Here is a 17,900-nt window from a genome sequence, read left to right as displayed (position 1 = left end):
CGCGCCTGGCCGGCAGGCGCGCGCGCGACAGGCATCACCGGCGGAGTCCTCGCGTGCACGCGTGCCCCGACCACGGCCGCTTCCGGCCGCCACTCCATTCCTCCAGCTCAGCGCAGCCGCATCACGGTGCGACGCAGGCCTCGTCCTTGCCGCGCAGTTTTTCCCACCGCGAGCGTTGTTCCAGGCAGCGCTCGTACGCCTGTTGCCTGGCCGCTTTGGCCTGATCGGCGGCGGTCCGTGTTGCGCTGCTGCGCGCGGCCTGCAGTTGCGCAATCTTGGCGCGAATCTGCGGCATCACCGCCATCGCGGCGCGCTCGCCTTCGAGGATCGCCGCACCACGCTGGTTGAAATCGGCCGAGCCGATATCGTTGACCTTGGGGCGAATGACCACGTCGGCACGTTTGAGTTCGGCCTCGCCCAGGCGTTGGCCCATGATCGAGATCGACTGGTTCACCGTGCCCAGCAGGTCCCCCGGGTTCTTGCCGCTGGCCTTGCTGGAAATATCTACCGCCACCACGAATTCGGCACCCAGCTGGCGCGCCGCATCCACCGGCACCGGGCTGACCACGCCACCGTCGACAAAGTGATATTGACCGATGGTCATCGGCTCGAACACGCCGGGAATGCTGCTGGACGCGCGCACCGCCTGGCCGGCATTGCCGCGCACGAACACGGTGCGTTCGCCATCTTCCAGCCGCGTGGCGACCGCCGCGAACGGCTTGCGCAATTTTTCGATCGGCTTGCCTCCCAGCTGTTCGTTGACGTAGTCCTGCAGTTTCTGGCCTTGCACCAGCCCACCGGAAAACAAACGCATATCGCGGATGCTGGTCTGGTCGAGCGCGACGGCCTTTTCCTGCATTTGGAACGCATCCATGCCGCTGGCATACAACGCGCCCACCACGCTGCCGGCGCTGGTGCCGGACACCACCACCGGTGCGAAGCCGTTGGCCTCGAGCATCTTGATCACCCCGATATGCGCAAAGCCCTTGGCCGCACCGCCACCGAGCGCCACGCCGATCTTGATGGGCTTGGGGGCTGCGGCCGAAGGCGCCTGCACCACCGGCGCCGGTGTCGCCGGGCGCGGCTCGCCCCCGCAGGCGCTGAGCAAGCAGGCCAGGGGCAGGGACAGCAGGAGACGCGAGCTGGGAAAAGCGATCATGGTGTGCTTGCACGGGTGTATGTGATGGCGAAGCAGCATACAGGCAGCTGCTCCGGCCGCCGGTCTGAATCAACGAGGGGAGCAGGCATCCATTGCGCCCAACTGTGTGCTAAGGCGCCGGTCCCTGCGACGCAGGCCTGCGCTGGCCGGCTGCATGTTCGCTAGCTGGCCGGCTGCATGTTCGGTAGAGTGGCGGCATGAACTCCGACGACCAGACACCTCGCAGTCACTTCGCCGAACGCCTCCTGGCGCAGGCGTCATCGCGCGCGCTGGCGCTGCTCCTGCTGTTGGCCGCAGTGCCCTGCCATGCGCTGGATGCGGTCGCGGTCAAGCGACAGATTGATGGCGTGCTCGATCAAACCTATCCACAGTTGGAAGCCCTCTACCGAGCCGTGCACCAGCATCCGGAACTCGGATTCGAGGAAACTGCGACCGCGCACCGGTTGGCGAAGGAAATGCGCGCGCTGGGCTTCCAGGTCAACGAGGGCATCGGCCGGACCGGACTGGTGGCGATCTACCGAAATGGCCCCGGACCCACGGTCATGGTGCGCACCGAGCTGGATGCGTTGCCGATGCGCGAAACAACCGGCCTGGCGTACGCCAGCCGCGTGCACCTGCAGTCCAAGGACCGCGATACGTACGTCGCACACAGCTGTGGCCACGACATTCACATGGCGGTCTGGGTCGGTACGGCCAAGACCTTGTTGCAGTTGCGCACGCAGTGGCGCGGCACGCTGATGTTCATTGGCCAACCGGCAGAGGAAAAAGGCCGCGGCGCACAGGCGATGCTCGACGACGGCCTGTTCGCTCGATTCGGTCAGCCCGACTATGGTTTCGCGCTGCATGTCGGACCGGACGCCTATGGCCAGGTGTCCTACAAGTCCGGTGCTGTGACCTCCAATTCCGATACGCTGCAAGTGGTGTTCGAAGGCAAGGGCGGGCACGGTGCAATGCCGGCAGCCACGATCGATCCGGTCCTCATCGCTGCTCGTTTCGTGGTCGACGTGCAGAGCGTGATCAGCCGCGAAAAGGACCCCTATGCGTTTGGTGTGGTCAGCATCGGCGCGTTCAACGCCGGCACTGCCGGCAACGTCATCCCCGACCGCGCGCAGCTGCGCGGCACCATCCGCAGTAATGACGCGCAGGTGCGCGAAAAGCTGCTCGACGGCGTACGCCGCACCGCGCTGGCGAGTGCGCAGATGGCCGGTGCGCCGATACCGCAGATCGCCCTGGGCGAGCACCGGTCCAGGGCGGTGATCAACGACGCAGCGCTGGCCGAGCGCACCGGTGAGGTGTTCACGCAGGCATTCGGGGCCAATGCCCAGCGCCAGCGCGAACCGAGTGCGGCCAGCGAAGACTATTCTTCCTTCATCGCCGCTGGCGTGCCTTCGTTCTACTTCAGCATCGGCGGACTCGATCCGCAGTGGCTGCAGCAGGCCAGGCAAACCGGCGAGCGCATTCCTGTAAACCATTCGCCGGACTTCGCACCGGTGCCGCAACCAAGCATCCGGACCGGCGTGGAAGCGATGACGCTGGCGGTGATGAACGTGATGCCGCCGCCATCCTGATCCGGTGCGGTCGCACGTGATGGCGGTCAGAACTTGTTATCGCCATCGAGCAAGCGGCCCAGGCTGCCCAGCACCGAGCCTTCGCCACGTTGCTGACCACCGCCTTGCGGGGCGGCCTGCAGCATGCGGCCGGCCATGCGCGAGAACGGCAGCGATTGCAGCCAGACCTTGCCCGGGCCGGTGAGGGTGGCCAGGAACACGCCTTCGCCACCGAAGAACATGCTCTTCAGGCCGGCGACGCGGCGCACGTCCATGTCCACGCCGGCGTGATAGGCCACCACGCAGCCGGTATCCACGTCGATGCGCTCGCCCGGGCCCAGCTCGCGTTCGACGACCGTGCCGCCGGCATGCACGAACACCCAGCCGTCGCCTTCGAGCTTCTGCATGATGAAGCCCTCGCCGCCGAACAGGCCGGTGAGGATCTTGCGCTGGAAGGCGATGCCCAACGACACCCCGCGCGCGCCGGCCAAAAAGCTGTCTTTCTGGCAGATCAGCTGGCCGCCGTGCTCGGACAGACGCAACGCCAGCACCGTGCCAGGATAGGGCGCGGCGAAGGCGACCTTGGCCTTGCCGCTGCCGGCATGGGTGAACACGGTGGTGAACATGCTTTCGCCGGTGACCACGCGCTTGCCGGCCGACAGCAGCTTGCCCATCAGCCCGCCACCACTTTGACCGGCATGCGAGCCATCGCCGAACACGGTGTCCATCTGCACCGCCGCGTCCTTGTACATCAGCGCACCGGCCTCGGAGACGGCGCTTTCGCCAGGGTCCAGCTCGACTTCGACAAACTGCATGTCGTTGCCGACGATGCGATAGTCGATTTCATCCGCGCGTGTGCTCATGCCGGTCAACGGCGGCGGTGCACTACCGCCGCCCTGCAGCTCGGCCAGCTGACGGGCCGGGGTCCAGCCATCGAGCCCGTCGCGCCAGGCCAGCGCATCGGGGTGGCGCTGCGCATGCGCGCGGGCGCTGGCATCGTCGAGCGGGCCGAGACGGTCGGCCTGTCCGGGGTTATGGAAATACCACTGGGCCATCGGGACGACTCCTGTTCTATGTGTGCGGCGAGTCTAAGCGCAACCGCTGCGGCGGCGTCCCGTGTCCAAGGTCATGTCTGGAAAGCGTGGTTGTGACGCGGTGGTGCGCCCGTCCGGAGCGCTTCGCCATTGCGATGCCGAGCGTCGTCGGCAGCTCGCGCAAGGACACGGCCTGCGGGTGAGGTGGCCCTTACTCGCCCACTGTTGCCCAACAGCGTTCGCCATCGCGCTGCACCCGCACCGGGCCGTCGAACACGGCCGACAGGCTGGCATCGGTGAGCAGCGCCTCACGCGTGCCATCGGCCACCACCTTGCCGGCGCGCAGCAGGATCACCCGTTCGATCTCCGGCACGATTTCTTCGATGTGATGGGTCACCAGCACCAGCGTGATGCCTTGCCGGGCCAGGTGCCGCATCGTCTCGAGCAGGTGCTGGCGTGCCACCAGATCCAGCCCGGTGGACGGCTCGTCCAGCAGCAAGGCCTGCGGGCGATTGACCAGCGCACGCGCAATCAGCACCCGCCGGGTTTCGCCGGCCGACAATTCGGCAAATTGCCGGTCCACCAGCGGCAATGCGCGCGCCAGCGCCAGCGCTTCGCGCGCGCGTGCGCGCATGTCGTCGCTGATCTCGCGATGCGGCGGCACCACGTAGCTGGCGAAGAATCCCGATAGCACCGCACTTTCCACGTCCAGCCCGGGCATGTCGGCCAGATTGACGCTCAGATCGCCGGTGACGATGCCCAATTGCGAGCGCAGGCGATCCACCTGCCAGCGCGTTTGTCCCAGCACCTTCACTGCGGGCTGGCCGTCGGCGCGCGCCAGCGGGTACAGCTCGCGCGTGATCAGTTTGATGAAGGAGGATTTGCCGCAGCCGTTGGGCCCCAGGATTGCGGTGTGCTGCCCCAGCGCGATGCGTAGACACAGCGCACGCAGCACCCGCACCTGGCCGCGCATCACACTGGCCTGGTCGAGTTCGATCAGCGGGGTGGCGTTGGCAACAGCAGTGGAAATAGCAGCATTTTCGGTGGCAACAGTCATACGGGTGACAGCAGGCAGAAGTGGGGAAGGGGTCTGAACCGCTTTAGAAATGTAGGTGCAACCCTACGCAGCCGAAGGGTGAAGTTTGCCACGATCGCCCCCATCATGTCTGCATCAAATGGGGAGCGCTGCTGTGGAGATGCCGATGTTGTCCGACCCGATCATCGACCTTCTGACCTCCGGCGTGGCAGGGCTGGGCGTGTGGGGCATGCTGGCGGTGCTGCTGGTCTTCACCCAGCTCACCATCTTTGCAGTGACCTTGTACCTGCATCGCAGCCAGGCGCATCGCGGCGTGGATTTCCATCCGGCCATCGCGCATTTCTTCCGCTTCTGGACTTGGTTGACCACCTCGATGATCACCCGCGAATGGGTGGCGATCCATCGCAAGCATCACGCCAAGGTCGAGACCGAGGAAGACCCGCACAGTCCGCGGACCAAGGGCATTGCGCAGGTGTTCTGGCGCGGTGTGGAGTTGTGCCGCCAGGCACGGACGCAGCGCGCCGATATCGAACAGTACGGCAAGGGCGCGCCCAGCGACTGGATCGAGCGGCATCTGTACACGCCGCATGCCAATGCAGGCCCGATGGCGTTGCTGGTGATCAATTCGGTGTTGTTCGGATTGTCGGGGATTGCGTTGTGGGCGATCCAGATGGCGTGGATTCCGTTCTGGGCAGCGGGTGTGGTCAATGGTCTGGGCCACTGGTGGGGCTATCGCAAGTTCGAGTCGGCCGACACCTCCACCAACCTCACACCGTGGGCGCTGTGGATCGGCGGCGAAGAATTGCATAACAACCATCATGCCTTCCCGAGTTCGGCACGGTTTTCGATGCGGCGTTGGGAGCTGGACATCGGCTGGGTCGCGATTCGCGGGTTGCAGGCATTGGGCCTTGCCAAGGTATTGCGGGTGGCACCGTCACTGGATATTCGCCCCAATATCACCGTGCCCGATGCCGATACGCTCAAGGCGCTGCTGTCGCACCGGTTCCAGGCCATGACCGACTACCAGCGCAACGTGCTCAAGCCGACGTTGCGCGAAGAGGCGGCCGCCACCGGCGCCAAGCTGCGCGAGTTGCTGCCGCGCCGCCTGCGCAAGGGCCTGGTCGACGACGGCCGCTGGCTCAAGCCGGATGCGCGTGCACAGTTGCAGGCATGGGTGGCGCAGCGCCCGCGCATGCGCGCGCTGGTCGAGTACCGTGCGCGGCTGACGGCGGTGCTGGAAGCGCGCAGCCACGATGCGTCCGAACGGCTCCGGCAATTGCAGCAGTGGTGCCATGAGGCCGAGGCCAGCGGCAATGCCGCGTTGCAGGCGTATGCGGCGCGGCTCAAGGGGTATCCCGAGTGGTGCGTAACGCCGGCGGCAGGCGCGCTGGGGTGCGTGTACATCAGGCGCGTGGTGTGATCGCGCGGGCCTTGCTGGTCGTGGGGTTTGTTTCGCTGCCGGCGCTTGCCGCGCAGGCCCAGGTCCAGGACAGCCAGCAATATCTGCAGCGCATGGATACCGATGGCGATGGGCGGGTGAGCCTGGACGAATATCTGGCCTGGATGAGCTACGCCTTCGACCAACGCGATACCGATCACGATGGCGTGCTGCAAGGCGATGAACTGCCTGGTCGCCGTGGCAAGCCGATCACCCGCGCAGCGCATCGCGCCACCCTGATCGCGCGCTTCGCGCGGCAGGACGCCAATGGCGACGGCTACCTGAGTGCACGCGAATTGCTGGCGCCGCCACGCTGATGCACACCTTCGCGCGTGGCTGACGCTGCGTTCGGCAAGCTCGGCTGCATGTTCACTCTCGACCAAGTCAGCCGCCGCTACGGCCAGGCCATCGCACTGGACGCGGTCAGCCTCGATGTCGCCAGCGGCATCACGACCGCATTGATCGGCCCTAGCGGCGCCGGCAAATCCACCGTGCTGCGCATGCTGGTCGGGCTGGAGTGGCCCGACAGCGGCAAGGTCGCCTTCGATGGCACGCCGTTGCAGCGCGCCCACCTGCAGGCGCAACGGCAACGCATCGGCTACGTCATCCAGGAGGGCGGCTTGTTTCCGCATCTGGATGCGCGCAGGAACGTGAGCTTGCTGGCGCAGACGCTGGGCTGGACGCGGGAGCGCATCGATGCGCGTCTGGATGCCTTGTGCGCCCTGTGCCAATTGCCAACGGACTTGCTGGCGCGCTACCCGGCCGAGCTCTCCGGCGGCCAACGCCAGCGCGTGGGGCTGATTCGTGCATTGATGCTGGACCCGCCGGCCTTGCTGCTGGACGAACCCCTCGGCGCGCTCGATCCCATCGTGCGCTACGACTTGCAGGCGCAGATGCGCGAACTCTTCGCGCAGTTGGGCAAGACCGTGGTGCTGGTGACGCACGACGTGGCCGAAGCGGCCTATCTGGCCGACCACCTGGTGCTGATGCGTGCCGGCCGCATCGTGCAGCAAGGCACTGCGCGCGAGCTGCTGGAGCAGCCGGCCGATGCGTTCGTGCAGCGCTTTCTCACTGCCCAGCGCAGCATTGGCGATGCCGCATGATGGCGCGTGCGCTCATCGCTGCGGTGTTGCTGATCTGCAGTGTCGCCGCGCAGGCCGCGCAGGTCGCCATCGGTTCGAAGAACTTCACCGAAGCGGTAATTCTTGGCGAAATCGCCACCGCTGCCGGCAAGCGCGAGGGTATGGTCGTGCAGCACCGCGCGCAGCTCGGTGGCACGCGCATCCTGTGGCGCGCGCTGGAAACCGGGCAGATCGACGCCTATGCCGAATACACCGGTACGCTGGCGCAGGAATTGCTGCACATGCCCGCCGCCAGCCAGGCCGACCTGCGCGCGGCGCTGGACGCGCGTGGGCTGGCGATGACCGATTCGCTGGGGTTCCAGAACACCTACGCCTTCGGAATGAAGCGCGAACGTGCGCAGGCGTTGGGCATCGTCTCGTTGTCGGATCTTGCACGGCATCCCGCCCTCAAGATCGGTCTGAGCAATGAATTCATGCAGCGGGCCGATGGCTGGCCAGGCGTGAGTGCCGCATACGTGCTGCCGCAGGCCGCGACCGGGCTGGATCACGACCTGGCCTATCGCGCGTTGCAGAGCGGCGCCATCGACGTCACCGATCTGTACAGCACCGATGCAGAAATTCCGTACTACCAGTTGCAGGTGCTGCGCGACGACCGCCACTATTTCCCAGACTACCAGGTGATTTTTGTATATCGCAAGGATCTGGCGCAACGCGCGCCGGCGATGCTGCAGGCATTGCGGGGGCTGCAAGGCCGCATCGACGAAGCCACCATGCAGCGGCTCAATGCACAGGTCAAACGGGAGCGGCAGTCCGAAGCAGCGGTTGCGGCGCGCTGGTTGGGCGTGACACCGGCATCGGAAGCGGACTCGCGTGTGGAGCGTTTGCTGCGGCATACACGCGAGCATCTGGCGTTGGTCGGCATCTCGCTGGGTCTTGCGTTGCTGCTTGCGTTGCCGCTGGGCGTGTTGGCAGCGCGGCGTCCGCGTCTGGGGCAGGTGGTGTTGTCGTTGACCGGTGTGCTGCAGACGCTGCCGTCGCTGGCCGTGTTCGTCTTCATGATTCCGCTGTTCGGCATCGGTGCCAAGCCAGCGATTGCCGCGCTGTTTTTGTATAGCCTGCTGCCGATCGTGCGCAATACCCACGCCGGGCTGACCTCGATCCCACGCGAACTGCGCCAGACTGCGCACGCCATCGGATTGCCCGCGTGGACACGCCTGTGGCGGGTGGAACTGCCGCTGGCCCGCCGCACGATCGTGGCCGGCATCCAGACCGCGGCGGTGATCAACGTGGGCACCGCCACGCTGGGCGCGCTGATCGGTGCGGGCGGCTACGGCCAACCGATTCTCACCGGCATCCGCCTGGACGATATCGGCCTGATCTTGGAAGGCGCCATTCCCGCCGCCGTGCTTGCCCTGCTGGTGCAGGCCCTGTTCGAAGGACTGGAGCGTTGGGCAACGCCGCGTGGCTTGCGGATCAGCCAGCGCGGTTGAGCGGCAGTGCAAGCCTGTTCACGGCTACGCCAATGCGGTTCACGACCACATCAATGCGTCTGAGCGGACTGGCCGCGATGCGGCATTCCCGATGCGCCATGGCGCAGCCAGGTCTGCTCCTACACGCACCTGCGTGCCGTTTCATGCGCCTGGCAGCGCCTCAATCACCCGCGACAGCGCGTGTTCGGTGACGCTCAAATGCGGCGCAATCCGTAGACGCCCGTGCCGCCGGGGACAGATCACGCCGAGCGTGTTGAGGGTTGTCGCCACTGCGTCCAGCGTATCTGCCGATGGCTGCAGAGCGGTGAGATGCGCTGCGTGACCAGGCGTGCACCAGTTGCCCAGACCGCGCGCTTGCAAGGCCGTGTCCCATTGCGCGGTCAACTTGCCCAATGCGGCCGCGATGCGCGCCGGCTGCCACGCGTTGATCTGCTGCAATGCCACCGTGGCCATTGCGATCCGCAACGGATCGGTCACGCCGCCGGCATCGAATCGCCGCGCACCGCTGCGATAGTGCGGCGCAGTGGCAATCGGAAATTCCCAACTGCTGCCCGCATCGCGGCCGATCCAGTGTTCCTCGATCGGCACCCCGTGCGCACGCCACTGCGGTGCCACCCACAGCCACGCCAATCCCATCGGCCCGAGCAACCATTTGTGCCCGACGCTGACCACGAAATCTGGTTGCCAGCGTGGCAGATCGGGCGGCAACACCCCCAGGCTCTGGCTCAGGTCCAGCACCAGGGCCGCCCCGCGTGTCCGCACGGCGGCACTGATGCGGTCCAGATCCAGCATTCGCCCGTCCAGCCAGTACGCCTGCGGCAAGCTCGCAATCCGCAGTGCAGGCGTGTCGGCAATGGTCTGCAGCACCGCATCGGTCAAGCTGCCGCCAGCGGTCGTGGGCACCCCCACAAGATGCGCATTGGCTTCTGCACAGCGGCGCTGCCAGATCAACAGATTGGAAGGAAATTGTCCTTCCAGCACCAGCACTGCGTCGCCGGCTTGCAAGGGCAGGTTGCGCGCGGCCGTGGCCAGCCCGTGCGCGGCCGACGGCACCATGGCCACCGCATCGGCATCGCCGTCCAAGAGCGCGGCCGCAAGCCCGCGCAAATGCTCGATCTGCTGTAACCAGGTATCGAATGGCAACCGCCACGGTGCGGCCATCGCATCCACCGCGTGATGCGCCACCGTCTGTACGGCGCGCAACAACGGACCACGCGACGCTGCATCCAGATAGATGACCCCGGAAGGCAGCGCAAATGCCTGATGGCGCTGGTTCCAATCGAGGGGCGCAGCAAGCGTGCTGGACAGAGAAGGCGGAGTCATGCCCACAGCTTACCGCTGGCTGCCACGCTGCCGACACGGCACGTTAACGGGCGCTACCCAAGCATATAGCGATGTCTGCACTCTCTCCTCTGCTGGGCCACCGCCAGCAACAGCAGTTGACGCTGCTGGATCGCTACTCGCAGACCCGCGCGCTGAGCGACCGTCTTGCCGCACCCCTGAGCGCCGAAGACGCGATGGTGCAGAGCATGCCGGATGCCAGCCCCAGCAAATGGCATCTGGCGCACACCACCTGGTTTTTCGAACGCTTCGTGCTGCAGGCCGATCCGGCGTATCGCGTGTTCGAGCCGGCCTGGGATTTCCTGTTCAATAGCTACTACCAGAGCGTGGGGCCGATGCATGCGCGGGCCCGCCGCGGCGTGCTGTCGCGCCCCTCGTTGCAGCATGTACGCGACTACCGTGCTGCGGTCGATATGCAGATGCAGCAGCGCTTGCGCGAAGGCTTGCTCGATGCGCAGGCCTGCACTGTCGTGCAGCTCGGCATCCAGCACGAGCAGCAACACCAGGAGTTACTGCTGACCGATATCAAACACGCGCTGTGGAGCAATCCGTTGCAGCCGGTCTACCGTGACCTGCCCACGTCCCCTGCGGCCGTCGCCAGCCCGTTGCGCTGGCATGCGCGCGACGAGCAGATCGTCCAGATTGGCGCGCCCGCATGGCCACAAGCCGACAGCTTCGCCTACGACAACGAATCGCCGCGTCATCGCGTGCTGGTCGGTGCACATGCGTTGGCAAACCGTGTGGTCACCAATGGCGAGTTCCAGCAATTCATCGATGCCGGTGGTTACCGCAGCGCCGGTGCCTGGCTCAGCGATGGCTGGGCGACGGTGCAGGCGCAAGGTTGGCAGCATCCCTTGTATTGGGATGCCGATGGCCGCGAGTTCACGCTGGACGGTTGGCGCACGCGCGATCCGCATGCGCCGGCCTGCCACCTGAGCCTGTTCGAAGCCGATGCGTTCGCGCGCTGGGCCGGTGCGCGCCTTCCCACCGAAGCCGAGTGGGAGCAGGCCGCGACCGGCGTGCCGGTACACGGCAATTTTGTCGACACCGATGCGTTGCATCCGCGTGGCGCCGAAGCCGTGGACACCGGTATCCAGCAGCTGTTCGGCGATGTCTGGGAGTGGACCGGCAGCGCGTATCTGCCGTATCCAGGCTTTACCCCGTGGCCCGGATCGCTGGGTGAATACAACGGCAAATTCATGAATGCGCAATGGGTCCTGCGTGGTGGCAGTTGCGCCAGCCCGGCCAGCCACCTGCGTGCCAGTTACCGCAACTTTTTCCCCTCCGATGCGCGTTGGCAATTTGCCGGCGTGCGCCTTGCCAAGGATCTGCCTTGAACGCCGCCGCCCATGCCATGCAACGCGCGCACGCCGCGCTGACCGATCTGCGCCCGCAGCCGGACGACATCACCGCCGATGCCTTGGCGGGTCTGTCGCAAACGCCCAAGACGCTGCCGTCGAAATATTTCTACGATGCGCGCGGCTCGCAACTGTTCGAAGCCATTACGCAGCAGCCGGAGTATTACCTCACCAGGACCGAGCTGAGTTTGCTGGAAGCGAGCATGGGCTCGATCGCACAGGCGATCGGCGCTGGCGTGCATATGGTCGAATACGGCAGCGGCAGCGGCCGCAAGACTGAGTTGCTGCTGCAGGGCCTGCGCGATGTGGTGGCCTACACGCCGCTGGAAATCTCCCGGACCGCGCTGCTGGAAAGCACCGCGCGGCTGGCCCAGCAATTTCCGCAGATCCAGATGCTGCCGGTGTGCACCGACTTCACCAAGCCGCTGCGCCTGCCCGATGCGCAGCGCCCGGCGCGGCGGCACGTGGTGTTCTTCCCCGGCTCGACGCTCGGCAATTTCGCCGATGCTGCCGCGATCGAATTGCTGGACGCGATGCGCCAGACCATGGGTAGCGACGGTTGCGCCCTGATCGGTATCGATCTGGACAAGGACGCCGGGCTGATCGAAGCGGCCTACAACGACGCCGCCGGCGTCACCGCCGAGTTCACGCTGAATCTGCTGGCGCGGCTCAACCGCGAGATCGGGAGCGATTTCGATCTGGACGGCTTCCGTCACCACGCGGTGTATGTCCGTGAGCGCGGCCGCATCGAAACCTTCCTGATCAGCCAACGCGCGCAGCGCGTGCGGGTCGGCGGCAAGGACGTGGAATTTGCCGAAGGCGAAGCGATTCAGGTCGAATACAGCTGCAAATACACCGACGCGCGCTTTGCCGAACTGGCTGCCGCAGCCGGGCTCAAGGTCACTCACGGCTGGAACGATGCCAAGGATTGGTTCGGCCTGCGCCTGCTGCGCCCAGTGTGATCCTGCGGGCCAGGCATGCAGCCGCCCGATGATGCGCAGATTGCAGCGGTCATGCGGCACTTGCTTGCGCAACGTCGGCCCGAGCAATCGATCTGTCCCTCAGAAGTGGCGCGCGCCTTGAGCGATGACGCGGCGGTGTGGCGTGCCTTGATGCCGCAGGTGCGCGCGGTGGCCGCAGCTGCCGCATGCGCTGGTGTCGTGCGCGTCACCCAGCAAGGCAGAACGGTGCAACTGCCCGATGTTCGCGGACCGATTCGGCTGAGGCGCGGGCCGCAGTTCGATTGAGGTTGGCCTGCGTATAAGAGTGGTCATTGACGACGTCATGCTGGTGTATTGCTGATCGGATCATCTCGGCCTTTGCCTACCGAGCTCCCATGGACGGGTTTACGGCGTGTCCCGCGAGCGGTAAGGGCATCGCGCCCTCGAGGTCTTCGCGACAGCTGCGAGGTTCAGTCGAGATGGTCGATAGATGCACATGGTCTTGAATAAAGCAGCCAACCAACTGACTGGTGCTGTGTCCACGCCAAAGGACCTCGCAGCCGTCCCCGCTAAAACGATGTTGAGCGCTGCCTCAGGCCGCCTGCACCACATGTAACGCCTTGGGATTGCACCACTGCGCCAGCAGCGCCGCTTCGCGTGCCTTGGCTTCCTGCAGATGCGCATGCTTGACGTGGCCATAGCCGCGAATGTGTTCCGGAATGCTTGCGATCTGCGCGGCCAACCCAACGTTATCGGCATCCAGCCGTTCCAGCAGCATGTCCACGGTTGCACTGTAATCGGCAATCAGCTGACGCTCGCCACGCCGTTCTGCGCTGTAGCCGAAGACGTCGAGCTTGCCGCCACGCAGGAACTTCAACCGCGCCAGCAGCTTGAAGGCGGTGAACATCCACGGCCCGTACTCGCGTTTGATCAGGTTGCCGTGCGCGTCCTTTTTTGCCAGCAACGGCGGCGCCAGATGGAAGCGCAGCGTGTAGTCGCCCTCGAACTGCTGCTGCAACCGGCGCTGGAAATCGCCACGCGTATACAGCCGCGCCACCTCGTATTCGTCCTTGTAGGCCCTCAGCTTGAAGGCGTAACGGGCCACCGCCTCGGTCAGTGCGCTGCTGCCGGGCACGCGCTGCAGCTCGTGCGTGCGTACGCGCTCGACCAGGCTGCGATAACGTTGCGCGTAGGCGGCATCCTGGTAGTCGGTCAGGAACGCGACGCGTCGCGCGATGGCCTCGTCCAGCGAGTGCGCCAACTGCTCGTCGTCGAGCGGCGTGGCCGGTGCAGCGACCTCGCCATGCAGCGTGCTGCCATCGGTCTGTGCCAGCGCGCGCGGTGCGCCCTGGCCGCTGAGGTCGTGCTCTTCCCAGCTGCCTGGTCCGCGTGCAGACGGTGTCTCGCCATGCGGATGTGCAGGCGCGTCGGCATCGGCCAGACCCGCAGCGCGTTGCACCGCCGGCAGATCGATCGCCGCCAGACGCCCCCAGGCGAACGCCTGCTGATTCATCGCAACGGCGGCACCATTGAGTTCGATCGCGCGCATCAGCGCCGCATGCGACAGCGGCACCAATCCGTGCTGCCATGCGTAGCCGAGCACGAACAGATTGCTGGCGATGGCGTCGCCCAGCAGAGCGGTGGCCAACTGCGTGGCATCCAGCAACAACGGTTCCTGGCCACCGAGCGCAGTGCGCACACCGGCGATGATCTCGGCAGCGGGAAACTGCAGATCCGGCTGCGTGGTGAATGTGCCCGGCATGGCTTCGTAGGTGTTGAGCACCACCTGAGTGCGGCCATCGCGTACTTTGGACAGCGCCCAATAATCGTTGACCACCACCATGTCGCAGCCCAGCACCAGGTCTGCTTCGCCTGCCACGATGCGCACGGCGTGGATGTCGGCGGGCCGGCGTGCGATGCGGATATGCGTGGTCACCGCGCCGCCCTTTTGCGCCAGGCCGGTCTGGTCCAGCACCGTGGCGCCCTTGCCTTCCAGATGTCCGGCCATGCCCAGCAGCGCGCCGATGGTCACCACGCCGGTGCCGCCGACGCCGGTGATCAGGATATTCCAGGGCCGTTCCAGCGCGGTGCGCTTGGGCGGCTCGGGAAGCGTGTCCAGCAGCGTGCTGGCGTCGCGCCGCTTGCCCTTGCGCGGCGCACCGCCATGCACGGTGACAAAGCTCGGGCAAAAGCCCGAGATGCAGGAATAATCCTTGTTGCAGTTGGATTGGTCGATCTGGCGCTTGCGCCCGAATTCGGTTTCCTTCGGCAACACCGACACGCAAAAACTTTTCTCGCCGCAATCGCCGCAGCCTTCGCACACCAGCGAATTGATCATCACCCGCTTGCGCGGATCGATCAGCTTGCCGCGCTTGCGACGGCGGCGCTTTTCGGTGGCGCAGGTCTGGTCGAAGATTAGGATCGACACGCCCTTGACCGTGCGCAGGTGCTGCTGCACGGCATCCAGCTCACCACGATCGTGAAACGCGACCTCGGCAGGAAACAGGTCGCGTCGCCGCGTCCATTTGCCGATGTCGTCGCTGACCACCGCAATTTCATGGATGCCTTCGGCGCGCAGCTGATGCGCGATGTCCGGCACGGTGAGCGTGCCGTCCACCGGCTGGCCGCCGGTCATCGCCACCGCATCGTTGTAGAGGATCTTGTAGGTGATGTTGACGCCGGTGGCGACCGACTGCCGGATCGCAAGCGAGCCGCTATGGAAATACGTGCCATCGCCCAGGTTCTGGAACACGTGCGGGGTGTCGGTAAACGGCGCCTGCCCCGACCATGTGACGCCTTCGCCGCCCATATGGGTGAAGGTGTCGGTGGCGCGGTTCATCCAGGTCACCATGTAGTGGCAACCGATGCCGCCCAGCGCGCGCGAGCCTTCCGGCACGGCGGTGGAGGTGTTGTGCGGGCAGCCGGAGCAGTAATGCGGCACGCGCGGGAATTGCGCGCGCGGCAAGGCCATTTCCGCTTCCTTGGCGTCCATCCAGCGCAGCCGCTGCTGGATCGAATCGGTATTGATCGTGCTCGATTGCAGCAGGCGCAGGATGCGCCTGCCGATCACCGCCGCGATGGTGGCCGGTGTCAGTTCGCCGGTGGACGGCAGAATCCACGCGCCCTGCTCATCGTACTTGCCGACAATGCTCGGCCTCGCACCGGCGCTGGCCGGCCAGTTGTAGAACAGCTCCTTCATCTGGCGCTCGATGAAGGCCTTTTTCTCTTCCACCACCAAAATATCTTCAAGCCCCTGCGCGAACGCGCTGATCCCCACCGGCTCCAGCGGCCAGGTCATGCCGACCTTGTAGACGCGGATACCGATCTGCGCGCAGGCCTGCGCATCCAGGCCCAGGTATTCCAGCGCCTGCAGCACGTCCAGGTAGCTCTTGCCGGTGGTGACGATGCCCAAGCGTGCGTGCGGCGAATCCAGCACCACCTTGTCGATGCGGTTTGCGCGCGCAAAGGCCTGCGCGGCGGCAATCGCATAGCGATGCAGGCGCATCTCCTGATCCACCGGCGGGTCCGGCCAGCGGATGCTCAAACCGCCTGGCGGTAGCGCGAAATCTTCTGGCAGCACGATGGTGCGTGCGAACGGGTCCACATCCACCGAGGCGGACGATTCCACCGTTTCGGCAATCGTCTTGAAGCCGATCCAGCGCCCGGTGTAGCGGCTCATCGCCCAGCCCAGCAGGCCCATCTCCAGAATGTCCTGCACCCCGGCCGGGTTGAGGATGGGCATCATCGCGCTGACGAATTCGTCTTCCGACCCGTGCGGCAGGGTCGAGCTGCGGCAGGCATGGTCGTCGGCGGCCAGCGCCAGCACGCCGCCAAACGGCGAAGTGCCGGCGGCATTGCCGTGCTTGAACACGTCGCCGCTGCGGTCCACGCCCGGCCCCTTGCCGTACCACATGCCGTAAACGCCCTGCACTTTCGCGCCGGGGAACAGGTTGGTCTGCTGGGTGCCCCACACCATGGTGGCGGCAAGGTCCTCGTTCAGGCCTGGAGTGAAGGTGACCTTGGCCGCGTCCAGGTGTTTGCGCGCCCGCCACAGTTCCAGGTCCAGCCCGCCTAGCGGGCTGCCGCGGTAGCCACTGATGAAGCCGGCGGTATTGAGCCCGGCGGCGTCATCGCGCAGGCGCTGCAGCAGCGGTAGCCGCACCAGTGCCTGCACACCGGACAGGTAGATGCGCCCATCGGTGCGCGTGTACTTGTGGTCCAGCGTGTAGTCCGCATCCACCCGGCCGAGCTCCGGCGTGTTGGCAGAGTCGGGAGAAGAAAGCGCAGCAGTACTGGTCATGGCGTGCCCGGAAAGGGTGGCTGGGCCCCGGTGCATGTCATTTGAAACTATCTGACGCACCCGACGGATTCCAAAACGGCGGTGCGAAGTGTAACAGTCAGCTTTTCCGCACCTGTCCCTGTGCGGATGCGCAGCCGACGCGCTGTGGGTAGCATGGGGGGATGGGAGGGGGGCGTTTGCTGTCAGGGGAAAACACAGTGAAAAGGAAATACGCGTGGGCCGCTCTGGCTCTGCTCGGAGGGGTGTGGTCGTTGGCGCAGGCGCAGAGCTTGCCCAAGCCCAAGGAGTTCTATTTCGACGAAGACCGAGGTACCACCAAGGCCGTGGTGGCCGTACAGGGCCAGGGCGATGCAGTCGTCGACCGGCTGGCGGCGATGGTGCAACGTGACGCCCGCGCGGCCGATCCGCGCGCGCAGTTGGCGGCGCTGGCCTACGCCGGTGGGCGCACCCAGTTGGGCGGTGAGTTGTATCAGGGCGCGCTGGCACTGGTTTCCAACGGCAGCCAGCAGTACCGGGCCATCACCTGGAACTATGGGTGGGACCTGCTGCGTGCCGACCAGCCCGACAAGGCGCTGCAGCAATGGGCCAACCTGGCCAACGGTCGTCCGGCCACGCCGGAATGGCTGCCAACCACGGCTGCACTGGCGCTCTGGCGCGCCGGGCGCACGCAGGAGGCGGTCGAGTGGTATGCGGCAGCCGTGCGCACCTGGCCGGACCGTTGGAGCAGCACCGCCAGCTACGCCAGCCTGTTGCCGGAATGGCGTGAAGCAGAGCGCGCCAGCCAGGCCGAGATCTTCGCAGCCTGGCAGGCCAATCCGCCAGCGTTTCCGTAAGTGCCTGGCCGCGCTGCGGGGGCTCCTGCGGCGCGGGTGGTGAGTGGATCGACGGGCTGCCGCCATTTGCCGATAAACCGGGCGCCATCTGGTGCGCCGGCCCGCCGCTTCCTTGAAACCACGACGTCTGACGTTGATTCCGTTAGCTCAGTGAAAGGCTGATCAGGTCTGCGCCTGATCGCCATCACGGCTTAGGGCAACGCTGATCAAGCCCCGTTCCCGCGTTTCGCGGGAGGTTGGATGCACATAGACGATGGGGCGCGTAGATCGCTTTGCCCATTCAGGGCAATCCCGGTGATCGAGGCCTCTGTTGGGAGGCCTCTGTGCTTCATGTGGGCAAC

Annotated in this window: 14 protein-coding genes; 9 read left to right on the top strand and 5 right to left on the bottom strand. The window is 65.8% G+C overall.

Annotated elements, in window-relative coordinates:
• Window positions 1–121: 121 nt before the first annotated feature.
• Window positions 122–1,159 (bottom strand): patatin-like phospholipase family protein, encoded by a 1,038-nt coding sequence (locus XAXN_RS15340; protein WP_054320188.1) that lies wholly within the window; start codon window positions 1,157–1,159, stop codon window positions 122–124.
• 197 nt (window positions 1,160–1,356) lie between these two features.
• Here XAXN_RS15340 and XAXN_RS15335 point away from each other — a divergent pair, with 197 nt between their 5' ends.
• Complete coding sequence (locus XAXN_RS15335) at window positions 1,357–2,727, top strand: amidohydrolase (protein WP_054320187.1); 1,371 nt, start codon at window positions 1,357–1,359, stop codon at window positions 2,725–2,727.
• A 26-nt stretch (window positions 2,728–2,753) separates the two neighbouring features.
• On the opposite strand, the gene XAXN_RS15330 is transcribed toward XAXN_RS15335, so the two are convergent.
• Window positions 2,754–3,761, bottom strand: a complete 1,008-nt coding sequence (locus XAXN_RS15330; protein WP_054320186.1) for a TIGR00266 family protein — start codon at window positions 3,759–3,761, stop codon at window positions 2,754–2,756.
• A 190-nt stretch (window positions 3,762–3,951) separates the two neighbouring features.
• Entirely contained in the window at window positions 3,952–4,797 is an 846-nt protein-coding gene (locus XAXN_RS15325; protein ID WP_054320185.1) for an ABC transporter ATP-binding protein, read from the bottom strand.
• Window positions 4,798–4,942: 145 nt separating this feature from the next.
• Between XAXN_RS15325 and XAXN_RS15320 the strand changes: the two genes are divergently transcribed.
• The 4 genes from XAXN_RS15320 to XAXN_RS15305 are packed head-to-tail and all read left to right on the top strand — an operon-like array spanning window position 4,943 to window position 8,786.
• Window positions 4,943–6,196 carry a DesA family fatty acid desaturase gene (locus XAXN_RS15320; RefSeq protein ID WP_425511787.1) on the top strand — a complete coding sequence of 418 codons (1,254 nt, stop codon included), beginning with the start codon at window positions 4,943–4,945 and terminating at the stop codon, window positions 6,194–6,196.
• On the top strand, window positions 6,136–6,531 hold the full coding sequence (locus XAXN_RS15315) for an EF-hand domain-containing protein (protein WP_054320184.1): 396 nt from the start codon (window positions 6,136–6,138) through the stop codon (window positions 6,529–6,531). The genes XAXN_RS15320 and XAXN_RS15315 overlap by 61 nt, the downstream gene beginning before the upstream one ends.
• Before the next feature lie 48 nt (window positions 6,532–6,579).
• Window positions 6,580–7,317 (top strand): ATP-binding cassette domain-containing protein, encoded by a 738-nt coding sequence (locus XAXN_RS15310; protein ID WP_054320189.1) that lies wholly within the window; start codon window positions 6,580–6,582, stop codon window positions 7,315–7,317.
• The gene (locus XAXN_RS15305) at window positions 7,314–8,786 is read left to right on the top strand and encodes an ABC transporter permease/substrate-binding protein (protein WP_054320183.1); all 1,473 of its coding nucleotides are present in this window, start codon (window positions 7,314–7,316) and stop codon (window positions 8,784–8,786) included. The genes XAXN_RS15310 and XAXN_RS15305 overlap by 4 nt, the downstream gene beginning before the upstream one ends.
• 141 nt (window positions 8,787–8,927) lie before the next feature.
• Here XAXN_RS15305 and XAXN_RS15300 read toward each other — a convergent pair whose 3' ends face one another.
• Window positions 8,928–10,109, bottom strand: coding sequence for an aminotransferase class V-fold PLP-dependent enzyme (locus XAXN_RS15300; RefSeq protein WP_054320182.1), 1,182 nt, complete (start codon window positions 10,107–10,109; stop codon window positions 8,928–8,930).
• Between the two features lie 65 nt (window positions 10,110–10,174).
• Here XAXN_RS15300 and egtB point away from each other — a divergent pair, with 65 nt between their 5' ends.
• From egtB to XAXN_RS15285, 3 genes are read left to right on the top strand one after another with little or no spacing between them, the layout of a single operon-like run.
• Window positions 10,175–11,464 (top strand): ergothioneine biosynthesis protein EgtB, encoded by a 1,290-nt coding sequence (egtB, locus tag XAXN_RS15295; protein WP_054320181.1) that lies wholly within the window; start codon window positions 10,175–10,177, stop codon window positions 11,462–11,464.
• Entirely contained in the window at window positions 11,461–12,447 is a 987-nt protein-coding gene (egtD, locus tag XAXN_RS15290) for an L-histidine N(alpha)-methyltransferase (RefSeq protein ID WP_054320180.1), read from the top strand. Before egtB ends, egtD begins: the two co-directional genes overlap by 4 nt.
• A gap of 15 nt (window positions 12,448–12,462) precedes the next feature.
• Complete coding sequence (locus XAXN_RS15285; RefSeq protein ID WP_042820955.1) at window positions 12,463–12,732, top strand: DUF3253 domain-containing protein; 270 nt, start codon at window positions 12,463–12,465, stop codon at window positions 12,730–12,732.
• A 286-nt stretch (window positions 12,733–13,018) separates the two neighbouring features.
• Here XAXN_RS15285 and XAXN_RS15280 read toward each other — a convergent pair whose 3' ends face one another.
• Complete coding sequence (locus tag XAXN_RS15280) at window positions 13,019–16,762, bottom strand: indolepyruvate ferredoxin oxidoreductase family protein (RefSeq protein ID WP_206416654.1); 3,744 nt, start codon at window positions 16,760–16,762, stop codon at window positions 13,019–13,021.
• Window positions 16,763–16,923: 161 nt separating this feature from the next.
• Here XAXN_RS15280 and XAXN_RS15275 point away from each other — a divergent pair, with 161 nt between their 5' ends.
• Window positions 16,924–17,559: a hypothetical protein gene (locus tag XAXN_RS15275; RefSeq protein WP_054320178.1), complete on the top strand. Its 636-nt coding sequence runs from the start codon at window positions 16,924–16,926 to the stop codon at window positions 17,557–17,559.
• Window positions 17,560–17,900 lie beyond the last annotated feature (341 nt).

This window comes from Xanthomonas axonopodis (assembly GCF_001304695.1).
Taxonomy (GTDB): Bacteria; Pseudomonadota; Gammaproteobacteria; order Xanthomonadales; family Xanthomonadaceae; genus Xanthomonas; species Xanthomonas axonopodis.
The sequence above is the reverse complement of the archived record's forward strand: the minus strand, read 5'-3'. Positions and strand labels throughout refer to the sequence as shown.